This is a genomic window from Allorhizobium sp. GW101-3B10, assembly GCF_059424725.1.
Genome location: NZ_JBWKZR010000001.1, coordinates 2,160,885 through 2,184,110, shown reverse-complemented (window position 1 = coordinate 2,184,110; position 23,226 = coordinate 2,160,885). Strand labels below are relative to the sequence as shown.

Annotated in this window: 21 protein-coding genes, 3 tRNA genes and 1 riboswitch; of the genes, 22 read left to right on the top strand and 2 right to left on the bottom strand. The window is 63.5% G+C overall.

The window, feature by feature from the left end; genetic code table 11:
* Nucleotides 1–228: 228 nt before the first annotated feature.
* The 4 genes from lon (at nucleotide 229) to AC07Y0_RS10720 (ending at nucleotide 6,796) form a co-directional block, all read left to right on the top strand.
* Nucleotides 229–2,646 (top strand): endopeptidase La, encoded by a 2,418-nt coding sequence (gene lon, locus AC07Y0_RS10735; RefSeq protein ID WP_454745477.1) that lies wholly within the window; start codon nucleotides 229–231, stop codon nucleotides 2,644–2,646.
* A gap of 206 nt (nucleotides 2,647–2,852) precedes the next feature.
* Nucleotides 2,853–3,128, top strand: coding sequence for a DNA-binding protein HupB (gene hupB, locus AC07Y0_RS10730; RefSeq protein ID WP_028735988.1), 276 nt, complete (start codon nucleotides 2,853–2,855; stop codon nucleotides 3,126–3,128).
* A 137-nt stretch (nucleotides 3,129–3,265) separates the two neighbouring features.
* A riboswitch (FMN riboswitch) is annotated at nucleotides 3,266–3,417 on the top strand.
* A gap of 178 nt (nucleotides 3,418–3,595) precedes the next feature.
* On the top strand, nucleotides 3,596–4,495 hold the full coding sequence (locus tag AC07Y0_RS10725; RefSeq protein WP_498677049.1) for a DMT family transporter: 900 nt from the start codon (nucleotides 3,596–3,598) through the stop codon (nucleotides 4,493–4,495).
* A 102-nt stretch (nucleotides 4,496–4,597) separates the two neighbouring features.
* Nucleotides 4,598–6,796, top strand: a complete 2,199-nt coding sequence (locus tag AC07Y0_RS10720; RefSeq protein ID WP_498677047.1) for an esterase-like activity of phytase family protein — start codon at nucleotides 4,598–4,600, stop codon at nucleotides 6,794–6,796.
* Between the two features lie 91 nt (nucleotides 6,797–6,887).
* Here AC07Y0_RS10720 and AC07Y0_RS10715 read toward each other — a convergent pair whose 3' ends face one another.
* Nucleotides 6,888–7,874: an aldo/keto reductase gene (locus AC07Y0_RS10715; protein WP_498677045.1), complete on the bottom strand. Its 987-nt coding sequence runs from the start codon at nucleotides 7,872–7,874 to the stop codon at nucleotides 6,888–6,890.
* A gap of 186 nt (nucleotides 7,875–8,060) precedes the next feature.
* Here AC07Y0_RS10715 and AC07Y0_RS10710 point away from each other — a divergent pair, with 186 nt between their 5' ends.
* Together AC07Y0_RS10710 and AC07Y0_RS10705 are read left to right on the top strand one after the other, a co-directional pair.
* Entirely contained in the window at nucleotides 8,061–9,161 is a 1,101-nt protein-coding gene (locus AC07Y0_RS10710) for a hypothetical protein (RefSeq protein ID WP_498677043.1), read from the top strand.
* 117 nt (nucleotides 9,162–9,278) lie between these two features.
* Nucleotides 9,279–10,607 carry an MFS transporter gene (locus tag AC07Y0_RS10705; RefSeq protein WP_498677041.1) on the top strand — a complete coding sequence of 443 codons (1,329 nt, stop codon included), beginning with the start codon at nucleotides 9,279–9,281 and terminating at the stop codon, nucleotides 10,605–10,607.
* Between the two features lie 45 nt (nucleotides 10,608–10,652).
* Here the strand turns inward: AC07Y0_RS10705 and AC07Y0_RS10700 are convergent.
* Nucleotides 10,653–10,728 (bottom strand) — tRNA-Val (locus AC07Y0_RS10700).
* Nucleotides 10,729–11,068: 340 nt separating this feature from the next.
* Between AC07Y0_RS10700 and AC07Y0_RS10695 the strand changes: the two genes are divergently transcribed.
* The 16 genes from AC07Y0_RS10695 to nuoK all read left to right on the top strand — a co-directional run bounded on the left by AC07Y0_RS10695 (nucleotide 11,069) and on the right by nuoK (nucleotide 23,220).
* Nucleotides 11,069–11,145 (top strand) — tRNA-Asp (locus AC07Y0_RS10695).
* An 80-nt stretch (nucleotides 11,146–11,225) separates the two neighbouring features.
* Nucleotides 11,226–11,302: transfer RNA gene (locus AC07Y0_RS10690), tRNA-Asp, on the top strand.
* 237 nt (nucleotides 11,303–11,539) lie between these two features.
* A complete protein-coding gene (locus AC07Y0_RS10685; protein WP_498677040.1) occupies nucleotides 11,540–11,905 on the top strand; it encodes an NADH-quinone oxidoreductase subunit A in 366 nt (121 codons plus the stop codon).
* Nucleotides 11,896–12,477 carry a NuoB/complex I 20 kDa subunit family protein gene (locus AC07Y0_RS10680; protein WP_028735981.1) on the top strand — a complete coding sequence of 194 codons (582 nt, stop codon included), beginning with the start codon at nucleotides 11,896–11,898 and terminating at the stop codon, nucleotides 12,475–12,477. Before AC07Y0_RS10685 ends, AC07Y0_RS10680 begins: the two co-directional genes overlap by 10 nt.
* A gap of 18 nt (nucleotides 12,478–12,495) precedes the next feature.
* On the top strand, nucleotides 12,496–13,098 hold the full coding sequence (locus AC07Y0_RS10675; RefSeq protein ID WP_498677035.1) for an NADH-quinone oxidoreductase subunit C: 603 nt from the start codon (nucleotides 12,496–12,498) through the stop codon (nucleotides 13,096–13,098).
* Nucleotides 13,099–13,151: 53 nt separating this feature from the next.
* A complete protein-coding gene (locus AC07Y0_RS10670; protein ID WP_268877530.1) occupies nucleotides 13,152–13,529 on the top strand; it encodes a four helix bundle protein in 378 nt (125 codons plus the stop codon).
* A gap of 56 nt (nucleotides 13,530–13,585) precedes the next feature.
* Entirely contained in the window at nucleotides 13,586–14,776 is a 1,191-nt protein-coding gene (locus tag AC07Y0_RS10665) for an NADH-quinone oxidoreductase subunit D (protein ID WP_498677033.1), read from the top strand.
* A gap of 2 nt (nucleotides 14,777–14,778) precedes the next feature.
* Nucleotides 14,779–15,018, top strand: coding sequence for a hypothetical protein (locus tag AC07Y0_RS10660; protein WP_498680212.1), 240 nt, complete (start codon nucleotides 14,779–14,781; stop codon nucleotides 15,016–15,018).
* 19 nt (nucleotides 15,019–15,037) lie between these two features.
* The gene (locus AC07Y0_RS10655) at nucleotides 15,038–16,210 is read left to right on the top strand and encodes an NADH-quinone oxidoreductase subunit E (protein ID WP_498677031.1); all 1,173 of its coding nucleotides are present in this window, start codon (nucleotides 15,038–15,040) and stop codon (nucleotides 16,208–16,210) included.
* A gap of 11 nt (nucleotides 16,211–16,221) precedes the next feature.
* Nucleotides 16,222–17,526, top strand: coding sequence for an NADH-quinone oxidoreductase subunit NuoF (nuoF, locus tag AC07Y0_RS10650; protein WP_028735976.1), 1,305 nt, complete (start codon nucleotides 16,222–16,224; stop codon nucleotides 17,524–17,526).
* Between the two features lie 12 nt (nucleotides 17,527–17,538).
* Nucleotides 17,539–18,264 carry a helix-hairpin-helix domain-containing protein gene (locus AC07Y0_RS10645; RefSeq protein WP_498677029.1) on the top strand — a complete coding sequence of 242 codons (726 nt, stop codon included), beginning with the start codon at nucleotides 17,539–17,541 and terminating at the stop codon, nucleotides 18,262–18,264.
* A gap of 187 nt (nucleotides 18,265–18,451) precedes the next feature.
* Nucleotides 18,452–20,533: an NADH-quinone oxidoreductase subunit NuoG gene (nuoG, locus tag AC07Y0_RS10640; RefSeq protein ID WP_498677027.1), complete on the top strand. Its 2,082-nt coding sequence runs from the start codon at nucleotides 18,452–18,454 to the stop codon at nucleotides 20,531–20,533.
* 12 nt (nucleotides 20,534–20,545) lie between these two features.
* Complete coding sequence (nuoH, locus tag AC07Y0_RS10635) at nucleotides 20,546–21,589, top strand: NADH-quinone oxidoreductase subunit NuoH (RefSeq protein ID WP_498677025.1); 1,044 nt, start codon at nucleotides 20,546–20,548, stop codon at nucleotides 21,587–21,589.
* A gap of 39 nt (nucleotides 21,590–21,628) precedes the next feature.
* The gene (gene nuoI, locus AC07Y0_RS10630) at nucleotides 21,629–22,120 is read left to right on the top strand and encodes an NADH-quinone oxidoreductase subunit NuoI (RefSeq protein ID WP_028735972.1); all 492 of its coding nucleotides are present in this window, start codon (nucleotides 21,629–21,631) and stop codon (nucleotides 22,118–22,120) included.
* 147 nt (nucleotides 22,121–22,267) lie between these two features.
* Nucleotides 22,268–22,882, top strand: a complete 615-nt coding sequence (locus AC07Y0_RS10625; protein ID WP_498677022.1) for an NADH-quinone oxidoreductase subunit J — start codon at nucleotides 22,268–22,270, stop codon at nucleotides 22,880–22,882.
* Between the two features lie 29 nt (nucleotides 22,883–22,911).
* Nucleotides 22,912–23,220, top strand: coding sequence for an NADH-quinone oxidoreductase subunit NuoK (gene nuoK, locus AC07Y0_RS10620; protein WP_028735970.1), 309 nt, complete (start codon nucleotides 22,912–22,914; stop codon nucleotides 23,218–23,220).
* Nucleotides 23,221–23,226: the final 6 nt, after the last annotated feature.

The following is a 23,226-nucleotide window of genomic DNA, read 5'->3' as shown; positions in this document are numbered from 1 at the left end:
GAGCAGGGCGCCTCGCGCTCCGTTCCGCGCCCGTCGGGCGAGCGTGTTTTGTAGCGTTGTGTCGCCGTCTGTAACGGTGCTGTCACATTTGGGTACCGCGGCTGTTTGGGCAGGCTTGAATTCACTGTCGCGGAACTCCACTTGTTGTGGGAGCAAGAGATGTGCCAGTTGCCTTCGGGGACTGGCGCCAGGTTCCGGTTCACGCCGGGACGTCGGAAAGGAATGAAAATGTCGAAAACGTCTGCAGCAAACGAAGGCAATATCTATCCCGTATTGCCCCTGCGCGACATCGTGGTTTTCCCACACATGATCGTGCCTCTGTTCGTCGGGCGCGAGAAGTCCATTCGCGCTCTGGAAGAGGTGATGGGCTCCGACAAGCAGATCATGCTGGCGACCCAGATCAATGCCGGGGACGATGATCCGGCTTCCGACTCGATCTACGAGATCGGCACCGTCGCCAATGTCCTCCAGCTGCTCAAGCTGCCGGACGGGACGGTGAAGGTTCTGATCGAGGGCCGCGCCCGCGCCAAGATCGAATCCTACACGGGCCGCGAGGAGTTCTATGAGGCGACCGCCCATGTTCTCGCCGAGCCGGACGAAGACCCGGTCGAGATCGAGGCGCTCAGCCGCTCCGTGGTTTCGGAGTTCGAGAACTACGTCAAGCTGAACAAGAAGATTTCGCCCGAAGTGGTTGGCGCCGCAAGCCAGATCGAGGACTACTCGAAGCTGGCCGACACGGTTGCCTCGCACCTCTCCATCAAGATCACCGAGAAGCAGGAAATGCTGGAAACGGTGAGCGTGAAGACGCGCCTCGAAAAGGCGCTCGGCTTCATGGAAGGCGAGATCTCGGTTCTCCAGGTCGAGAAGCGCATCCGCTCGCGCGTCAAGCGCCAGATGGAGAAGACCCAGCGCGAATACTACCTGAACGAACAGATGAAGGCGATCCAGAAGGAGCTCGGCGACGGCGAAGACGGCCGTGACGAGATGGCCGAACTGGAAGAGCGCATCGCCAAGACCAAGTTCTCCAAGGAAGCCCGCGAAAAGGCCGATGCGGAGCTGAAGAAGCTGCGCCACATGAGCCCGATGTCGGCGGAAGCCACCGTCGTGCGCAACTACCTCGACTGGCTGCTCGGCCTGCCCTGGGGCAAGAAGTCCAAGGTCAAGATCGACCTCAACGCCGCCGAGAAGATCCTCGACGAGGACCATTTCGGCCTCGACAAGGTCAAGGAGCGCATCGTCGAGTATCTGGCCGTGCAGACGCGCGCGACCAAGCTCAAGGGCCCGATCCTGTGCCTCGTCGGCCCTCCGGGCGTCGGCAAGACCTCGCTCGCCAAGTCGATCGCCAAGGCGACCGGCCGCGAATACATCCGCATGGCCCTCGGCGGCGTCCGTGACGAAGCCGAAATCCGCGGTCACCGCCGCACCTATATCGGCTCGATGCCCGGCAAGGTCATCCAGTCGATGAAGAAGGCGAAGAAGTCCAACCCGCTCTTCCTTCTCGACGAGATCGACAAGCTGGGCCAGGACTATCGCGGCGATCCGTCGTCGGCTCTGCTCGAGGTCCTGGATCCGGAACAGAACTCGACCTTCATGGACCACTACCTGGAAGTCGAGTACGACCTGTCCAACGTGATGTTCATCACCACGGCGAACACGCTCAACATTCCGGGCCCGCTGATGGACCGCATGGAGATCATCCGGATCGCCGGCTACACCGAGGACGAGAAGCTGCAGATCGCCAAGCGGCACCTGCTGCCGAAGTCGATCAAGGAACATGCCCTGCGTCCGGAAGAGTTTTCGGTTTCCGACGATGCGATCAAGGCGATCATCCAGCAGTATACCCGCGAGGCCGGCGTCCGGTCCTTCGAACGGGAGCTGATGAAGCTCGCCCGCAAGGCGGTCACCGAGATCCTCAAGGGCAAGACCAAGTCCGTCGCCGTCACGGCCGCGAACATCCATGACTATCTCGGCGTGCCGCGCTATCGCCACGGCGAAGCCGAGGGCGAGGATCAGGTCGGTATCGTCACCGGTCTGGCCTGGACCGAAGTGGGCGGCGAGTTGCTGACCATCGAAGGCGTGATGATGCCGGGCAAGGGCCGCATGACGGTCACCGGCAACCTCAAGGAAGTCATGAAGGAATCGATCTCGGCCGCGGCATCCTATGTCCGCTCGCGCGCCGTCGATTTCGGCATCGAGCCGCCGCGCTTCGACAAGTCGGACATTCACGTCCACGTTCCGGAAGGGGCAACCCCGAAGGACGGCCCGTCGGCCGGCGTCGCCATGGCAACCGCCATCGTCTCGATCATGACCGGCATCCCGGTCAACAAGGACGTGGCGATGACGGGCGAGATCACGCTGCGTGGTCGCGTCCTGCCGATCGGTGGTCTGAAGGAAAAGCTGCTCGCGGCACTGCGCGGCGGTATCAAGAAGGTTCTGATCCCGGAAGAGAACGCCAAGGACCTGGCGGACATCCCGGACAACGTCAAGAACAACCTTGAGATCGTCCCGGTCTCGCGCATGGGCGAGGTCATCCGTCACGCCCTGATCCGCGTACCTGAACCGATTGAATGGGATGGAACGGTCGAAACACCGGCTATCGGCACCGTCGAAGGTGTCGACGAAACAGGGGCTACTTTGGCGCATTGAGGCGGTTTTTGCCTTAGTCTTGCCAAATTGGCACATCGAACGGAAAAAGGCTGGCAAAAATGCCAGCCTTTTTTGTGTAAACTCCCCGAAACCGCTTGTTTTCCGGGCCATTGCGGTGCTTTTGAGTTGCTTAGGGCAGATGCATACGTATTCTCCGCCCGACTTATCCATTGAGTCGTTTCATACCAATCAGAAAGGGTGGAAACATGAACAAGAACGAACTCGTATCCGCGGTCGCCGAGAAGGCCGGCCTCACCAAGGCCGATGCAGCTTCCGCCGTTGACGCCGTTTTCGAAACGGTTCAGGCCGAGCTGAAGAACGGCGGCGATGTTCGCCTCGCTGGCTTCGGTGCTTTCACCGTTGCTCGTCGCGAAGCCTCGAAGGGCCGCAACCCGTCGACCGGCGCCGAAGTCGACATTCCGGCTCGTAATGTGCCGAAGTTCACGGCTGGCAAGGGTCTCAAGGACGCCTGCAACAGCTAATCAGCTGATCGCCTCCCTGCCTGGTGCAGGGCGGGCCATACCAAGTGAAAGCCCGGCCCCGTGCCGGGCTTTTTTCGTTTGCCGCGCTTGTGCGATCCGCATGCTTGCCGTATCGCTCGAACCGCCGGTTTTCCGGCATTCGTTCTCAGGGCGGGGTGCAAGTCCCCACCGGCGGTAAGGAGGTTCGCCTCCAAGCCCGCGAGCGCCTTTCGGACCTGTTCCGGGAGGGTCAGCAGATCCGGTTGAATTCCGGAGCCGACGGTCATAGTCCGGATGAAAGAGAATGAGGCAGTCGGTCGTGGCGTCACGTTTCCGGATGGATTTGTCCGGATGCCGGCGGCTCGGCCTGCGCATGCCGTCCGCTCGCGCGGATGGCCGCGCAAGCGGGTGGGCTCGTCCAGGCGGGCCTTGTCGCGAGTGCCCTCATGCGTCCTGATTTGTGTTGGTCCTTTGTGAAGGAAAGAAACATGAATCAGAGCTCCCTTACGCTCTCCCGCTCCCGCGCTTTTGCCGGAGCCTCCTACATGGTGCTGGCGGGTATCGCCTTCGCCCTGCTTAACGTCGCGACCCAGTGGCTGGCCATGACCCTGGCCTTCCCGCCGGCCTCGGCGGCCTTCTGGCAATATGGCTTTGCCCTCGTGCTGTCCCTGCCGCTGCTGTTCAAGCTCGGCCTGCGGGCGATGCGCACGCGCTATCCCTGGCGGCATCTTCTGCGCGTCCTGCTTGCCGCGCTCGGCGTACAGGCCTGGGTCACCGGGCTTGCCACCGTGCCGATCTGGCAGGCGATCGCGCTGGTCATGACCTCGCCCTTCTTCATCATCATCGGCGCCAGGCTTTTCCTCGGCGAAAGCGTCGGCTGGCCCCGTTGGGCGGCGACGCTCGTCGGCTTCGTCGGTGCGATGATCATCCTCCAGCCCTGGGCGGATACGTTCTCGGCGGCAGCACTGCTGCCCATCCTGTCGGCCCTGCTGTGGGGCGGGTCGTCTCTGCTGATGAAGAACCTCACGGCCTTCGAGCCGCCGGAGACGATCACCGTCTGGCTGCTGGTGCTCCTGACGCCGATCAATGCCGGGCTGGCGCTCGCCTCTGGCTTTGCCGTGCCGACCGGTCTTGCCCTGGCGCTGCTGCTTGCGGCCGGTCTCCTGACCGTCGTGGGTCAGTATCTGCTGACGCTCGCCTACAATGCGGCGGACGCGGCCTATGTGCAGCCCTTCGACGACCTGAAGCTGCCGCTCAACGTGCTGGCCGGCTGGCTGGTCTTCGGCTATGCCCCGGCTGGCTATCTGTGGCTCGGAGCGCTGCTGATCCTCGGGGCGTCGCTGTTCCTGATGACGGCCGAGATGCGCAAGGAGCGGACGTCCGGTTGACCGGGGAGGGGCGTCGGACAATCCGCCCGGATTGTCATCCGCCTGTCATCCGCATGACGCAAAAGCCTCCTGTTCCTTTCTCACGGAAACAGGAGGTTTCCCATGACGTATGGCTTTTCCCGCGCGGCCCTGACCGCAGCCCTGCTGGCTTCCGTTGCCGCCCCCGCCGGCGCCGAGCAGGTCTTCAATCGCATTGCGTCCTTCCCCGTCGCCACCAATATCCCGGCCGACAAGGACGCCAAGTCCGTCTCCTCCGCCGAGATCATCACGGCGACCGAAGACGGCATGATGCTGATCTATTCCGACAGCCCGCTCGGCGCGATCGGCTTCGTCGACATTTCCGACGCCAAGGCCCCGAAGGCTGCCGGCGCTCTGATGATGGACGGCGAGCCCACCTCGGTCACCGTGGCCGGCGGCAAGGCGCTCGTCGCTGTCAACACCTCCGGGAGCAAGGCCAAGCCCTCGGGCCGGCTTTCGATCGTCGATATCGCTTCGAAGGCGATCGACGCCAGCTGCGATCTCGGCGGTCAGCCTGATTCGGTGGCGATCTCCGCCGACAAGAGCTTTGCCGCGATTGCCATCGAAAACGAGCGCGACGAAGAGCTGAACGAGGGCAAGCTCCCGCAACTGCCGGCGGGCGATCTCGCCATCGTTTCCCTGAAGGACGGCGTTGCCGACTGCGCTTCGATCAAGCATGTCGCGCTGACCGGCCTTGCCGAAGTCAGCGCCGATGATCCGGAGCCGGAATTCGTCTCGATCAACAGCCTCGGTGAGATCGCCGTGACGCTGCAGGAGAACAACCACATCGCCATCGTCGACGGCAAGACCGGTACGGTGAAGACCCATTTCTCGGCCGGCGCCATAGATCTCGCCGGCATCGACACCAAGTCCGACGGCGCGCTGAAGTTCACCGGCAAGAAGGAAGGCGTGCTTCGCGAACCCGACGCCCTGAAGTGGCTGGACGACAACCGTTTCGTCGTCGCCAACGAAGGTGACTACGAAGGCGGCTCGCGCAGCTTCACCATCTTCGACAAGAACGGCAAGGTCCTCTACGAATCCGGCCCGTCGCTCGAACTGGCCATCGCCCAGATCGGCCACTTCCCCGACAAGCGCGCCAAGTCCAAGGGCGTCGAGCTCGAAGGCCTGGAGACCGCCACCTTCGGCGACCAGAAATACTTCTTCGTGCTCTCCGAGCGTGCCTCGATCGCCGCCGTCTACAAGGACACCGGCGCCGAACCGGAACTCGTCCAGCTTCTGCCGTCGGGCGTTTCGCCGGAAGGTGCAGTCGCCATCCCGAGCCGCAACCTGTTCGTCACCGCCAACGAGGTCGACCTCGTCGAGGACGGCGGTGCCCGCTCGCATGTGATGCTCTATGAACTCGGCGAAGGCGAAGCCGCCTATCCGACGATCCGCTCGCAAATCGTCGACGGCGCGCCGATCGGCTGGGGTGCGCTCTCGGGCCTCGTCGGCGACGCCGAGAAGGCAGGCCAGCTCTATGCCGTGAACGACAGCTTCTACGCCATGCAGCCGACCATTTACACCATTGACGCGACGCAGAAGCCCGCGGCCATCACGGCGGCCCTGCCGGTCACCCGTGGCGGCCAGCCGGCCCAGAAGCTCGACATCGAGGGCATCGCGCTCGACGGCAAGGGCGGCTTCTGGCTCGCCTCCGAAGGCGATCCGGCAAAGCTCGTCGGCCACGGCATCTACAATGTCGACGCCAAGGGCGAGATCAAGGCTGAAATCGGCGTGCCCGTCGAACTGCTCGCCGGCCAGACCCGCTTCGGCTTCGAGGGCATCACCTCGGTCGGCGAGGGCGACGCCCTCACGCTGTGGATGGCCGTCCAGCGCGAATGGAAGGACGACGAGAAGGGTACGGTCAAGCTCGTGTCCTATAACCCGAAGTCGAAGGAATGGGGCGCCGTGCGCTATCCGCTCGACAAGGGTGCCGATGGCTGGGTCGGCCTGTCCGAAATCACCGCCCATGGCGATCACGTCTACATCGTCGAGCGCGACAACCTGATCGGCGATGCGGCCAAGCTCAAGAAGCTCTACCGCGTGGCGATCGCCGACCTGAAGCCGGCCAAGCTCGGCGGCGAACTGCCACTGGTCAAGAAGGAGGAAGTCCACGACTTCCTGCCGGACCTCAAGGCCGCAACCAACGGCTATGTCGTCGACAAGCTGGAAGGCTTCACCTTCGACGCCGAAGGCAAGGCCTTTGCCGTGACCGACAATGACGGCGTCGACGACTCCTCGGGCGAGACCCTGTTCTTCCCGGTCGACCTCAAGGGCACCAACTGACCAACATCGTCCTCCCAAGACGATTGGAGGCCGGGTGAGCAATCACCCGGCCTCCACTGCATTCGCGATCCGGCTTTCGTCCAGGCGTCGCCTACCAGCGCTGGTGGACGTGCGGGGCGATCAGCCGGTCATAGATGTCCTTGGCCGCAGCCATGACGTCGGAGGAAAGGGCTGGCAGGTCGGAAGCGGCCGCATTCGCCTGCGCCTGGGCGGCGTTGCGCGCGCCGGGAATGGCCACGGTCACGGCCTCGTGCATCAGGATCCAGCGCAGCGCGAAGGCCGCCATCGCCGTGCCCGCGGGCACCAGCTTGCGGACCTCCTCGACGGCCTGAAGACCGGTCTCCAGGGGTACGCCGGCAAAGGTCTCGCCAACGTCGAAGGCTTCGCCATGGCGGTTGAAGTTGCGATGGTCCTCGGCCGCGAACTGCGTCGCCGCGGTGATCTTGCCGGACAGCAGGCCGCTTGCCAGCGGCACGCGGGCGATGACAGCGACGTTGCGGCGCCGGGCCTCCTGGAAGAACAGGCCGGCCGGACGCTGGCGGAACAGGTTGAAGATGATCTGCACGCTGACGACGCCCGGATATTCGATCGCCTTCAGCGCCTGTTCGACATTCTCGACGCTCACGCCGTAGTGGGCGATCTTGCCGGCGCTTTTGAGCTCTTCCAGTCCCTCGAACACCTCCGGGTGATAGTAGACCTCGGCGGGCGGGCAGTGCAGCTGCACGAGGTCGAGCCGCTCGGCGCCGAGATTCTGCAGGGAGCGGTCGATGAAGCCCTCCAGATTGGCCTTGGTATAGCCGCCCGCCACATGCGGATTGAGCCGCCTGCCGGCCTTGGTGGCGACCATCGGCCGTGCGCCGCCGCGGGCCTTCAGCACGTCGGCAATGATGCGCTCCGAGCGTCCGTCGCCATAGACGTCGGCCGTGTCGATGAAGGTCATGCCGGCGTCCAGTGCGGCGTTGAGAGCCGCCCGTCCGTCGGCCTCGGAAACCTCGCCCCAGGAGCCGCCGATCTGCCACGCACCGAAACCGATGTCGCTGACGGTGAAGTCCGTTCTGCCGAATGAATGCTGTCGCATGTCGATCCTCCTCGTTCATGGACTCTGCATCGTTGCAGTTAGCAAGGGCGGGGCGGGCGGGCAAGGGAATGCGCGGGCGACGGCGCGCGACAGCGGATAGGCCAGGCATGCACGCCGTAAATTCACCGTGAAGGACCGGTAGGAAAGGGCTCCTCGGTTGCTGCACCTCGAATCCGGGATGAAGGCGTGAGACTGCTATCGGCGTTCTTGAAGGTTCTGCGACTGGCTTCGCTGCTAGCCCTCGGGCTGGCGGTGTGGAATGCCGCAACCTCCGTCTATCGCTCCGGCATGATGTTCGGGCTGTTCGACCCGGCGGCCCTCGCCGAATACCGGCTCTATGCGGCACCGACGACGACCTATGTCGCGGAGATCGAAGAGGCCATCGCCGACGGCGACCACGACTATGCCGTAGCCCTCTACGATCTGGCGGTCCGCAACGGCCACGCCCTGTCTCCCGCCCTTCGGGAGCGGGCAGAAGGCACATGGCTCGGCCGCGCCTATCTCACCGGCAGCCGCGCGGCAAAGGGCTTCGTCGTCGGTTCGCTCGACAGCGGCGCGGAGATCGCCGGCTCGGTGACCAGCGACCTCATCGGCGTCGGCGATCTGCGCGACTTCTCCGTCCAGGGTTACCGTTACGTGGCGGGCGACGACTACGACCCGATCCTGCTGGGGCTGTCTGCCGTCGGGATCGGCCTCACCGTCTCCACGCTGGGAACCGCGGGCGCGGCAGCCGTTCCCGATGCCGGCCTCTCCGTGCTGAAGAATGCCTACCGCGCGCGCAGGATCTCTGGCCCGCTCACCGCCTATCTGACGAAGAATGCGGCAAAGCTCATCGACACCCGCATATTGAAGGCGGAACTGATGGCGGCGAGCGACGAAGGCGCGCTCGGCCTCGCCCGGCTTCAGAAGGTGGCCGCCCGTTCCGTGGACGGCAAGGTGGCGCAAACCCTCGTCGACGACGCGACGGTGCTCGGAACGATCGGAACGAAGGGCGGGGTGCGCAGTTCGCTTGCCGCTCTGGCCATTGCCGACGGCCCGAAGGACCTGCGCAAGCTGCAGCGGGTCGCGACTCGCTTCGGCGATGAGTCGCACGCGGTGATGAAGTTCCTCGGCCGGTCGATTCTCGAGATCGGCGCGGCGCTCTATGCCATCGCCGCAGCCGTCGCCAGCCTGTTGCTGGCATTCATGCTCGCCGTGCTGCGTCTCTCCGCAAGAATGTTTGCCCGGTTCGCTCTGGCCGGGGCGCCGGCCTCCGTGCCCGTGCAGAAGATCCTGCGACTCATCTGAACCGCGCTCCCCGCCATTGTCCGCACCGCCGTAGTGTGGGCGCGAAAACCAGTCAGCCGCGACTGCCGTAAAGGGATAGGCCGCAGTCGATCCCTGGCGGCCCGGAGAGCACCCGACATGACCCAACCGGCGTCGCAGCCGCGGCAGTCCGCCCTGATCTGCTTCTACTACGCCCTGCCGGCCCTGCCGATGGCAGCCATCGCGCTGCCGCTCTACATCATCGTGCCGAGCTTCTATGCGGCCGCCTTTGCCATTCCCCTTGCGGCCATAGGCGGGGTCCTGTTGGCGATTCGTCTGATCGATGCCGTGACCGATCCGCTTTTCGGCTGGCTTGCCGACCGGGTGACGTGCCGATTCGGTCGCCGCCGCGGGTTCTTTCTCTCCTCTGTGCCTTTGACGGCCCTTGCCGCCTTCATGCTCTTCTGGCCGCCGGCCGATGCCGGCCTCGTCTATCTGGCGCTCTGGGGAACGGCGCTTTCGATCGGCGCCACCTGGACGCTTCTGCCCTATACCGCCTGGGGTGCGGAACTCTCGGACGGCTATCACGAGCGTGTCCGGGTCTCGGCCTGGCGCGAGGGCGCGACGCTCGTCGGATCACTGCTGGCCATCTCGCTGCCGTTCGTTGGCGGGCTCGAGCGGGCCGATGCCTTTCATGGCCTCGCCTGGATCGCGGTCTTCGTCGCTGTCATGCTGCCGCTTGCCGGCGGCCTGGCGGTCTGGCGGGTGCCGGAGCCGGTCGACCGGTCGGTGCGCCGCCTGTCCCTGCGCGAGAGTCTGTCGCACCTCGCCGGCAACAGGCCCTTTCTCCGGCTGGCCGCTGCCTTCCTGCTCAACAGCTTTGCGAATGCCATACCCGCCTCGCTGTTCATCTATTTCGTCACCGCCCGCCTGGGCGCCCCGGGCTGGGAAGGGCCCTTGCTGTTTTCCTACTTCCTCGCCGCGGTCGCGGGCGTTCCGCTCGCCGCGTGGACATCGGCACGAATGGGCAAGCACCGCGCCTGGTCGATCTCCATGACGCTTGCCTGCCTGGTCTTCTCGGGCGCGGGCCTGCTCGGGGAGGGGGATGTCGCCATCTTCGCCGTGATCTGCGTGGCGACCGGCCTGCTGTTGGGATTCGACCTGGCGCTGCCGCCGGCCATCCAGGCCGACGTCATCGACAACGACACAGTGCGATCGGGAGAGCAGCGATCAGGGCTCTATTTCGCCGCCTGGAGCTTCATCACCAAGCTGTCCCTGGCGCTGTCGGCCGGCATTGTGTTTCCGCTGCTGGGGCTTGCCGCCTTTTCGACCGCTCCGGCTGCGTCGCAGAGCGCGACGGCACTGCAGGCACTGGGCGCCCTCTATGCATGGCTGCCGATTCTGCCGAAAGTGGCCGCCATCGCGCTGATGTGGCACTTTTCCCTGGACGAGGTCGAACAGAAGCGCCTGCGCACGCTGCTGGCGTGAGACGCGGGCGCTATGGATCGGATGGTATTTCACATGGGAAGGGAATGGTGGGCGATGAGAGACTCGAACTCCCGACATCCTCGGTGTAAACGAGGCGCTCTACCAACTGAGCTAATCGCCCTTCCGCAAGGCCGGGCGTTGCCGGCTGCGTCGGTGGCCGTGATCTATGCGGATCGGCAAAAATCCGCAAGAGTGTTTGTGAAGATTTTTTGATTTTTTTGGCCCGCCCCGGGCGCCCGTCGATGCCAAAGCCCGGCTTTGCGGGGTTTTGGGCGGGGGCGGGGAGGAGGAGTTTTCCACCGGCCTCATCCGGCCGCGGGAGGGCTCCCGAACAAATTTCGCTCTGTCATGGATTTGTCTCCGATCGAGCTTGACACCAATAACCGAACCCCTTAGTTAGCCGCTCATCGAACGGCCTAGCCGATCGAAACGAAGCGGCAACGCTTTCGTTTGAGAAATGCGCGGGTGTAGCTCAGTTGGTTAGAGTGCCGGCCTGTCACGCCGGAGGTCGCGGGTTCGAGCCCCGTCACTCGCGCCATTCTCAAAATCTCTGCCCTTGTCGTCATGCCGTTCAGGCGGCGCCAGGGGTCGGATCGCCTCCCGGTGATCCAACAATGCGCGGGTGTAGCTCAGTCGGTTAGAGTGCCGGCCTGTCACGCCGGAGGTCGCGGGTTCGAGCCCCGTCACTCGCGCCATTCCTTTCCCCTTCGTCTAGTGTTTTGTTGCGCTGCACGGTCATAATATACCGAATTGACGCGACAGGGTTTTTACCGGCTGGTAAAGTCCTCGCGGTATCGGGTGAAAAGCCCTCCGTCGGTCTTGCACAAGCGGTCCGGCTGCGCTAACCACGGCTCGTTGCAACACTCTTTTCGGCTTGTTGGCCTTGTGCCCGAACTGCCGCTCGGCATTCGATACAAGCAGGGATGGACATGATGACTGAACTGCTCAGTTCCTACGTTCCGATTGCCATTTTCATCGGTATTGCCCTCGTAATCGGCCTGGCGCTGCTGATCGCGCCGTTCGCCGTCGCCTTCAAGGCGCCCGACTCGGAAAAGCTCTCGGCCTACGAATGCGGCTTCAACGCTTTCGACGACGCGCGCATGAAATTCGACATCCGCTTCTATCTGGTGTCGATCCTTTTCATCATCTTCGACCTCGAAGTCGCTTTCCTTTTTCCCTGGGCGGTGTCGTTCGGTGACCTGGGCTGGTTCGGCTTCTGGTCCATGATGGTGTTCCTCGCTGTGCTGACCATCGGCTTTATTTATGAATGGAAGAAGGGGGCACTCGAATGGGAGTGAGCCAGTCCAACACGACGCTGGTTGCGCCGCAGGCCAAGGGGATCATCGATCCCAATACCGGCAAGCCGATCGGTTCCGACGATGCCTTCTTCGGCGAGATCAACAACGAGCTCGCCGACAAGGGCTTTCTCGTCACCTCGACCGACGAGCTGATCAACTGGGCGCGCACCGGCTCGCTGATGTGGATGACCTTCGGTCTCGCCTGCTGTGCGGTCGAGATGATGCAGCTCTCCATGCCGCGTTATGACGTCGAACGCTTCGGCTTCGCGCCGCGCGCCAGCCCGCGCCAGTCCGACGTGATGATCGTCGCCGGCACGCTGACCAACAAGATGGCGCCCGCGCTCCGCAAGGTCTACGACCAGATGCCGGAACCGCGCTACGTCATCTCGATGGGCTCCTGCGCCAACGGCGGCGGCTATTATCACTATTCCTATTCGGTCGTGCGCGGCTGTGACCGCGTCGTGCCGGTCGACATCTACGTGCCGGGCTGTCCGCCCACGGCAGAGGCGCTGCTCTATGGCGTGCTTCTGCTGCAGAAGAAGATCCGCCGCACCGGCACCATCGAACGGTAAGGCGAAGGGACGAGACAAATGAGTGAAGCCCTGAACGAGCTTGCATCCTACCTCTCCGAGGTGCGCGGTGCGCTCATCGCCTCTTCGGAAACGCTCTACGGCGAGCTGACCCTGACGGCAAAGCCCGAAAACGTGATCGCGCTCCTCACCTTCCTGCGCGACGACGTGCAGTGCGGGTTCGTCAACCTGATCGACATCTGCGGCGTCGACTACCCGCAGCGCGCAGATCGCTTCGACGTGGTCTACCACCTGCTCTCGCCGCGCCAGAACCTGCGCATCCGCGTCAAGGTCGCCACCAACGAGGACAAGCCGGTCCCGTCGGCCTGTTCCGTCTTCCCGGGCGCCGACTGGTTCGAGCGGGAGGCCTGGGACATGTACGGCATCATGTTCACCGACCATCCGGACCTGCGCCGCATTCTCACCGACTACGGTTTCGAGGGGCATCCGCTGCGCAAGGACTTCCCGACCACCGGCTTCGTCGAGGTCCGCTACGACGACAACGCCAAGCGCGTCGTCTATGAACCGGTCGAGCTCAAGCAGGAATTCCGCAATTTCGACTTCCTCTCGCCCTGGGAAGGCACGGACTACGTGCTGCCGGGCGACGAGAAGGCGAAGCAGTAGGATTTAGGCAGTCGCCAGTAGGCAGTAGGAAGGAAAGGGGCAGTCAGACGACGATCAACTCCTACCAGGATCTCAGGGTGTGGCAACGCGCTATGGATCTCGCGGTAGAGAGCTATGAGTTGACGAAGGGCTTTCCGCGGGATGAGGTCTATGGCCTCGTGTCGCAGATCAGGCGAGCAGCAGCATCTGTCCCCGCCAACATCGCGGAAGGCCACGGTCGAAATGTTACGGGCTCCTATGTCCAGCATTTGAAAATCGCTCAGGGTTCTCTCAAGGAGTTGGAGACGCATTTGATACTAAGCTCGCGCCTTGGGCTCCTAACCGAACAGAGAATCGGAAAGGGGTTGGCGATGAGTGAGGAAGTCGGGAAAATGCTGAGGTCGCTGATCCGCAGTTTGCAGGATGAACGGAATGGTCGCACGAGTGAATAGACGCCCTACTGGCTACTGCCTATTGGCTAATGCCTCGATGCGCGGAGCGAATCGCAATGACTGAACACAACGTCCGCAATTTCAACATCAATTTCGGCCCGCAGCATCCCGCGGCGCACGGCGTTCTGCGCCTCGTGCTGGAACTCGACGGCGAAATCGTCGAGCGCGTCGATCCGCATATCGGCCTGCTGCACCGCGGCACCGAAAAGCTGATCGAGACCAAGACCTATCTGCAGGCTCTGCCCTATTTCGACCGGCTCGACTACGTCGCGCCGATGAACCAGGAACACGCCTATTCGCTGGCGGTGGAAAAGCTGCTCGGCGTCGAGATCCCGATCCGCGGCCAGCTGATCCGCGTGCTCTATTCGGAAATCGGCCGTATCCTGTCGCATCTCCTGAACGTCACGACCCAGGCCATGGACGTCGGCGCGCTGACGCCGCCGCTCTGGGGCTTCGAGGAGCGCGAGAAGCTGATGGTGTTCTATGAGCGGGCCTGCGGCGCGCGCATGCACTCGGCCTATATCCGTCCGGGCGGCATTCACCAGGACCTGCCGCACGAACTGGTCGAGGACATCGGCAAGTGGTGCGACCAGTTCCCGGCCAAGCTCAACGACATCGACGAACTCCTGACCGGCAACCGCATCTTCAAGCAGCGCAACGTCGACATCGGCGTCGTCAGCCTCGAGGATTGCTGGGCCTGGGGCTTCTCCGGCGTGATGGTGCGCGGCTCGGGCGCCGCCTGGGACCTGCGCAAGTCGCAGCCCTACGAGTGCTACGCCGATCTCGACTTCGACATCATGGTCGGCAAGAACGGCGACTGCTACGACCGTTACCTGATCCGCATGTTCGAGATGCACGAATCGGTCAAGATCATGAAGCAGTGCGTCAACCGCCTGCTGGGTGACGCCAAGACCGGTCCGATCTCCTCGATCGACGGCAAGGTCGTTCCGCCGAAACGCGGCGAGATGAAGCGGTCGATGGAAGCGCTGATCCATCACTTCAAGCTCTACACCGAAGGCTACCACGTTCCGGCCGGCGAGGTTTACGCCGCGGTCGAGGCGCCCAAGGGCGAATTCGGCGTCTATCTCGTCTCGGACGGCACCAACAAGCCGTACCGCTGCAAGATCCGCGCGCCGGGCTATGCGCATCTCCAGGCGATGGATTACATCTGCCGCGGCCACCAGCTCGCCGACATCTCGGCGATCCTCGGTTCGCTCGACATCGTGTTCGGTGAGGTCGACCGCTGATGATGCGCCCGCTTTTGACGATCGCCACCGTGCTTTTCGCCGCCGGCGCCTATGCGCAGGATGCGGGCGTGTCGTCGAGCGGCTCCGCGTCGTCGATGGGAGACCTCATCAAGCAGGGCTACGAGATCAAGTCGACCGTCTCCAACGGTTCCAAGCTGATCGTGTTCCTGCAGAAAGAAAACTCGGCCTACGCCTGCGAATTCACGTCCCTGACGAGTTCGCGGTGTGGATCCATAAACTGAGACAAGGCGTGAGGAAGTAATGTCCGTTCGTCGACTAGCCGATGACCAATTCCAGCCGGCAGCTTTCTCCTTCAACGAGGAGAACGCGGCCTGGGCCGAGGCAACGATTGCCAAATATCCGGAAGGCCGGCAGCAGTCTGCGGTAATCCTGCTGCTGATGCGTGCGCAGGAGCAGGAAGGCTGGGTCACCCGCGCGGCGATCGAGTTCGTCGCCGACAAGCTCGCCATGCCGTATATCCGCGTGCTGGAAGTGGCGACCTTCTACACCCAGTTCCAGCTGAAGCCGGTCGGCACACGCGCCCATGTCCAGGTCTGTGGCACCACGCCGTGCATGCTGCGCGGCGCCGAGGACCTGATCCGCGTCTGCAAGTCGAAGATCCACCACGATCCGCTGGAACGCAACGCCGACGGCACGCTGTCCTGGGAAGAGGTCGAGTGTCAGGGCGCCTGCGTGAACGCGCCGATGGTGATGATCTTCAAGGATAGCTACGAAGACCTGACGCCGACCCAGCTCGAGCACATCATCGACCGTTTCCAGGCAGGCAAGGGTTCCGACATCAAGCCCGGTCCGCAGGTTGACCGTATCTATTCGGCCCCGGCCGGCGGCCCGACCACGTTGACCGAGGCCGACGTCAAGCCGGCGCCGCGCGTGGAGGCCGCCCCGGCCGCGCCCGTCGCCGTTCCGCCGGCGAATGCGGCAAAGCCGGTGACGACCGCCGACGAGACCAACGCAGCCCTCAAGACCCCGGCCGACGGCAAGACCGCGACGCCGGGCGGTCCCGAAGTGAAGCCGGCGCGCAAGAGCGCGAAGCCGGCGAGCGACGAGATCAAGGAAGTCATTTCCGAGACAGCCGCCGCCGACGGTGCCGGCAAGGCGCCGAAGGCACCGGCCGCCGCCCAGCCGTCGCTGGACGACAAGAACCGTCCGGCTTCCGTCGAGAAGCCGGCAGCTCCGGACGACCTGAAGATGATCTCCGGCGTCGGTCCGAAGATCGAGGGCGTCCTCAACGGTCTTGGCATCTACACATTCGCCCAGATCGCCGGCTGGAAGAAGGCTGAGCGCGAATGGGTCGACGGCTATCTGAAGTTCGCCGGCCGCATCGAGCGCGACGACTGGGTCAAGCAGGCCAAGGCGCTCGCCAAGGGCGGCGAAGCCGAATACATCAAGGTCTTCGGCAAGAAGCCGCGGTAAGAGGTTAGGATATGTTGAGAGATCAGGATCGCATCTTTACCAATATCTACGGCCTCAAGGACAAGTCCCTGAAGGGCGCCATGAGCCGTGGCCATTGGGATGGAACCAAGCAGCTGCTCGAAAAGGGCCGTGACTGGATCATCAACGAGGTGAAGGCCTCGGGCCTGCGCGGCCGTGGCGGTGCCGGCTTCCCGACCGGCCTCAAATGGTCGTTCATGCCGAAGGAATCCGACGGCCGTCCGCATTACCTCGTGGTCAATGCCGACGAGTCCGAACCCGGTACCTGCAAGGACCGCGACATCATGCGCCACGATCCGCACACGCTGATCGAAGGCTGCGTGATCGCTTCGTTCGCCATGGGCGCGCACCATGCCTTTATCTACGTGCGCGGCGAGTTCATGCGCGAACGCGAGGCGCTTCAGGCGGCGATCGACGAGTGCTACGAATACGGCCTGCTCGGCAAGAACAACAAGCTCGGCTACGACATCGACATCGTCGTCCATCACGGCGCCGGCGCCTATATCTGCGGCGAGGAAACCGCGCTGCTGGAAAGCCTGGAAGGCAAGAAGGGCCAGCCGCGCCTGAAGCCGCCGTTCCCGGCCAACATGGGTCTCTATGGCTGCCCGACGACGGTCAACAACGTCGAATCGATCGCGGTCACCCCGACCATTCTGCGCCGTGGCGCCGGCTGGTATTCCAGCTTCGGCCGTCCGAACAACACCGGCACCAAGCTCTATTCGATCTCCGGCCACGTCAACAAGCCGTGCACGGTCGAGGATGCCATGTCGATCCCGTTCCACGAACTGATCGAAAAGCATTGCGGCGGCATCCGCGGCGGCTGGGACAACCTGCTCGCCGTCATCCCGGGCGGTTCCTCGGTCCCTTGCGTACCGGGCGCCCAGATGAAGGACGCCATCATGGACTATGACGGCCTGCGCGAGGTCGGTTCCAGCCTCGGCACCGCCGCCGTCATCGTCATGGACAAGTCGACCGACATCGTGAAGGCCATCTGGCGCCTCTCTGCCTTCTACAAGCACGAGAGCTGCGGCCAGTGCACGCCTTGCCGCGAAGGCACGGGCTGGATGATGCGGGTCATGGAGCGCATGGTGAAGGGCAATGCCCAGAAGCGCGAAATCGACATGCTCTTCCAGGTCACCAAGCAGATCGAGGGGCACACCATCTGTGCGCTCGGCGATGCGGCCGCCTGGCCGATCCAGGGCCTGATCAAGCATTTCCGTCCGGAAATGGAAGCCCGTATCGACCAGTACACCCGCAATGCCATGGCGCATGGCGTGGTGCTGGAAGCGGCAGAGTAAGGACCAGCGGTCATGGCCAAGGCATCGGACAAGACGGGGGAAGGGCAGTCGGCTGAGCCGGCTGACTTCAGCCATCTCGCCGATGCGCTGAAGGACATGCCGCATGTGCCGCTGCATCCGCTGATGGCCCATCCGACCGCGGCGCTCGCGGCGGCCACGGCCATCGGTTTCGGTTTTGCCACGCATATGACGAGCGTGTTTCTCGGTTCGCTGCACGGCGCGATCGATGCGACCAGCAAGCTTGCCCGCAGGCTCGAGGAAGAGCAGCAGGCAAAGGCCGGGACGCCTGACGAGGGTGCATCGTCGGCAGACGCAAATGTTCAGCCGGCGCCGGCGGTCAAGGACGTGAAGCGCCGCAAGGTGGCCGAGGCGAAGCCGGCGACGGTCAAGGCGACTAAGCCGGTTGCGGCGAAGGCCAAGGCTGCGGCTCAAAAGGCGCCCGCAGCAAAGGCTGCGACAGGCGCCAAGGTCGCACAGGCCGAGAAACCGGCAGCTGGCGCGAAGACGGCCAGGGCCGGACGGGCGAACGGCAAGACCGACGATCTGAAGAAGATCGAAGGTGTCGGCCCGAAACTGGAGCAGGTGCTGAACAGCCGTGGCATCCGGCGCTTTGCCGACCTGGCCGCGCTCGACGCGGCTGAACTCGAAGCGCTCGACGCGGCGATCGGTCTCGACGGACGGGCTGTTCGCGACGACTGGGTCGGTCAGGCGCGCCAACTGGCGCGCGGCAAGAAATAGGGACGGCGCGATGCCCTGCAGGGGGCATTTCGCGGTTGGCGAAGAACAACGGATCTCCAGCCTCGCGACACGGGGCAAGGACAAGGAAATAAACGGCGGGGACGAGCCAATCCAGGTTGGTCGGTTCCGCCTGCCGCAGCGAGAGCTGCGGTGCAATGCGCACTATGCGTGAGGCAGGAAGGCGAATATGGCAAAGCTGAAAGTCGACGGTAAAGAGATCGAAGTCCCGGATCATTTCACGCTGTTGCAGGCGTGCGAGGAAGCCGGCGCCGAAGTCCCGCGCTTTTGTTTCCATGAACGGCTGTCGGTTGCCGGCAATTGCCGTATGTGCCTCGTCGAGGTGAAGGGCGGCCCGCCGAAGCCGGCGGCCTCCTGCGCCATGGGCGTGCGCGACATCCGTGGCGGTCCGAACGGCGAACTGCCGGAAGTCTTCACCAACACGCCGATGGTCAAGAAGGCCCGCGAAGGCGTGATGGAATTCCTGCTGATCAACCATCCGCTGGATTGCCCGATCTGCGACCAGGGTGGCGAATGCGACCTGCAGGACCAGGCCATGGCCTTCGGCATCGACAGTTCGCGCTACACCGAGAACAAGCGCGCCGTCGAAGACAAGTATATCGGCCCGCTGGTCAACACCGTGATGAACCGCTGCATCCACTGCACGCGCTGCGTCCGCTTCACCACCGAAGTCGCCGGCATTGCCGAACTCGGCCTGATCGGCCGCGGCGAGGATGCCGAGATCACCACCTATCTCGAGCAGGCGATGACCTCCGAGCTGCAGGGCAATGTCGTCGATCTCTGCCCGGTCGGTGCGCTGACCTCCAAGCCGTTCGCCTTCACCGCCCGTCCGTGGGAACTGACCAAGACCGAATCGATCGATGTCATGGACGCGCTCGGCAGCGCGATCCGCGTCGACACCCGCGGCCGCGAAGTGATGCGCATCATGCCGCGTGTCAACGAGCAGGTGAACGAGGAGTGGATTTCCGACAAGAGCCGCTTCATCTGGGACGGTCTGAAGACCCAGCGCCTCGATCGGCCGTACGTGCGCCGTGACGGCCGTCTGCAGGCCGCCACCTGGGGTGACGCTTTCGCCGCGATCAAGTCGGCGGTCTCTGCCACCACGGGCGCCAAGATCGGCGCGATCGCCGGCGACTTGGCTTCGGTCGAGGAAATGTATGCGCTGAAGGCGCTCATCGCCTCGCTCGGCTCGGCCAATACCGACTGTCGCCAGGATGGGGCGGCACTTGATCCGTCGCTCGGTCGCGCAAGCTACCTGTTCAATTCGACCATCGAAGGCATCGAGTCGGCCGACGCGATCCTGATCGTCGGTGCCAATCCGCGCTACGAGGCGGCTGTGCTCAACGCCCGCATCCGCAAGGCCTGGCGCCGCAGCGGCCTGCCGATCGGCGTGATCGGTGAGGGCGGCGAGATGCGCTACCCTTATGAATATCTCGGTGCCGGTACGGAATCGCTGGCCGATCTCCTTTCCGGCAAGAACGGCTTCGTCGAGAAGCTCAAGGCCGCCAAGAACCCGCTGATCATCGTCGGCCAGGGGGCGCTTGCAGGGGCTGAAGGTTTGGCCGTGCTGGGCAACGCCGCAAAGCTCGCCAATGCAGTCGGTGCAGTCTCGGAAGAGTGGAACGGCTTTGCCGTGCTTCACACCGCCGCTTCGCGCGTCGGCGGCCTCGATCTCGGCTTCGTGCCGGGCGAGGGCGGTGTCGCTGCCGCGGACATGCTGGCCTCGATGGACGTGCTGTTCCTGCTCGGCGCCGACGAACTCGACTTCACCAGGAAGTCGGCAAAGTTCACGGTCTATATCGGCAGCCATGGCGACAACGGCGCCCACAATGCCGACGTCATCCTGCCGGGTGCGACCTATACCGAAAAGTCGGGCACCTGGGTCAACACCGAAGGCCGCGTCCAGATGGGCAACCGCGCCGGTTTCGCACCGGGCGATGCCCGCGAGGACTGGGCGATCATCCGCGCGCTTTCCGACGTGCTCGGCAAGAAGCTTCCCTATGATTCGCTGGGCGCTCTGCGGGCCCGGCTCTATGCGGACTACCCGCATTTCGCCGCCCTCGACGAGATCGCACCGGGCACCGGTGCCGAAATTGCCGCACTTGCGAAAAAAGCCGGGAAGATGACGAAATCCGCGTTTGCGTCGCCGGTGAAAGACTTCTATTTGACGAACCCGATCGCTCGCGCTTCGGCCGTCATGGCCGAGTGCTCGGCGTTGGCCCGCAACAATTTCAAGGCTGCGGCAGAGTAAGGGCAGGGGATCATGGATAGCTTCGTTTCCACATATGTCTGGCCGGCGGCCATCATGATCGGCCAGTCGCTTCTGCTTCTGGTCGCCCTCCTGCTGTTCATCGCCTATATTCTGCTTGCCGACCGCAAGATCTGGGCAGCCGTGCAGATGCGCCGCGGTCCGAACGTTGTCGGTCCCTGGGGTCTGTTCCAGTCCTTTGCTGACCTTTTGAAGTTCGTCTTCAAGGAACCGGTCATTCCGGCCGGCGCCAACAAGGGCGTCTTTCTTCTGGCCCCGCTGGTCGCCGTGACGCTGGCGCTCGCTACCTGGGCCGTGGTGCCGCTCGCCGACGGCTGGGTAATCGCCAACATCAATGTGGGCATTCTCTACATCTTCGCCATTTCCTCGCTCGAGGTTTACGGCATCATCATGGGCGGCTGGGCTTCGAACTCGAAGTACCCCTTCCTCGGCGCGCTGCGCTCCGCAGCACAGATGGTGTCCTATGAAGTCTCGATCGGCCTCGTCATCGTCACCGTCCTGCTGTGCGTCGGTTCGCTGAACCTGACCGACATCGTCTACGCCCAGAAGGACGGCCTCGGCACCATGGTCGGCCTGCCGAACTCCTTCCTCGACTGGCACTGGCTGGCGCTCTTCCCGATGTTCGTGATCTTCTTCATCTCGGCATTGGCAGAGACCAACCGTCCGCCCTTCGACCTTCCGGAAGCGGAATCGGAACTGGTCGCCGGCTTCATGGTCGAATACGGCTCGACCCCATACATGATGTTCATGCTCGGCGAATATGCGGCGATCTGCCTGATGTGCGCCATGACCACCATCCTGTTCCTTGGGGGCTGGCTGCCACCGGTCGACGTCTGGTTCCTGAACTGGGTGCCGGGCATCATCTGGTTCGTCCTGAAGGCATCGATGGTGTTCTTCATGTTCGCCATGGTGAAGGCCTTCGTGCCGCGCTACCGCTATGACCAGCTGATGCGCCTGGGCTGGAAGGTCTTCCTTCCGATCTCGCTCGCCATGGTCATCATCGTTGCATTCGTGCTGAAGATCATGGGGTGGGCATAATCATGGCCATCCGTTCATTCGGCAGATTTGGAGGTTGAGATGGCTGGTCTTTCCCAGGCTATCAGTTCCCTGTTCCTGAAAGAGTTCGTCGGCGCCTTCTTCCTGTCGATGCGCTATTTCTTCGCGCCCAAGTCGACGATCAACTATCCGTTCGAGAAGGGTCCGATTTCCCCGCGCTTCCGCGGCGAACATGCGCTGCGCCGCTATCCGAACGGCGAAGAGCGCTGCATCGCCTGCAAGCTCTGCGAGGCGATCTGTCCTGCCCAGGCGATCACCATCGAAGCCGGCCCGCGCCGCAACGACGGCACCCGCCGCACGGTGCGTTACGACATCGACATGGTGAAGTGCATCTATTGCGGCTTCTGCCAGGAGGCCTGCCCGGTCGATGCGATCGTCGAAGGTCCGAACTTCGAGTTCGCCACCGAGACTCGCGAAGAGCTGTATTTCGACAAGGCCCGGCTGCTCGACAACGGCGACCGCTGGGAACGCGAAATCGCGCGCAACATCGCGCTGGATTCGCCGTACCGCTGATCGGCGGTATGCGGCGCCATGGCGAGGGTCGAGCCCCCGCCGCGGCAGAATTTGAAACGGGGCGCTTGATCGGTGGGGATGCCGGTTGAGCGTCATCGGGTGGCAGGGCAGGGGCCCGCCCCCGGGGGAAGATGAAAAGGCACCAACATGGGTCTTCAGGCTCTCTTTTTCTATCTCTTCGCCTTTGTCGCGGTAGCGTCGGCGTTCATGGTCATTTCCGCACGGAATCCGGTCCATTCGGTCCTGTTCCTGATCCTCACCTTCGTGAACGCATCGGCTCTGTTCCTGCTGATTGGGGCCGAGTTCCTGGGGATGATCCTTCTGGTCGTCTATGTCGGTGCGGTGGCGGTTCTCTTCCTCTTCGTTGTCATGATGCTCGACATCGACTTTGCGGAGCTTCGCTCCGGCGCGCTGAAATATGCCCCGATCGGTGCGCTGGTCGGTGTGATCGTCGCGGCCGAGCTGCTGATCGTCATCGGCGGCAGCGCGATTTCTCCGGAAGCCGCCAAGTCGGTCACCATGCCGATCCCGGCGCTGACGGATCGCACCAACACCGCGGCGCTCGGCGACGTGCTCTATACCAACTACGTCTATTTCTTCCAGATCGCCGGCCTGGTGCTTCTGGTGGCCATGATCGGCGCGATCGTGCTGACACTGCGTCACCGCACGAACATCAAGCGGCAGGACGTCTCCCGCCAGGTTGCCCGCACGCCAGAGACCGCCGTCAAGGTGGTCAAGGTCAAGCCGGGCCAGGGCATCTGAGGCAGCCGAGAGGTTAAGGAACAAGAATTATGGAAATCGGTCTTTCCCACTACCTGACTGTCAGCGCGCTGCTTTTCACGCTCGGCGTATTCGGCATCTTCCTCAACCGCAAGAACGTCATCGTCATCCTGATGTCGATCGAGCTCATCCTGCTTGCGGTCAATGTCAACATGGTGGCCTTCTCGGTCTTCCTCAACGACATCGTCGGCCAGGTCTTTGCCCTGTTCATCCTCACGGTGGCGGCCGCGGAAGCGGCGATCGGCCTCGCAATCCTCGTGGTCTTCTATCGCAATCGCGGCTCGATCGCGGTCGAAGACGTCAATATGATGAAGGGCTGATACGGC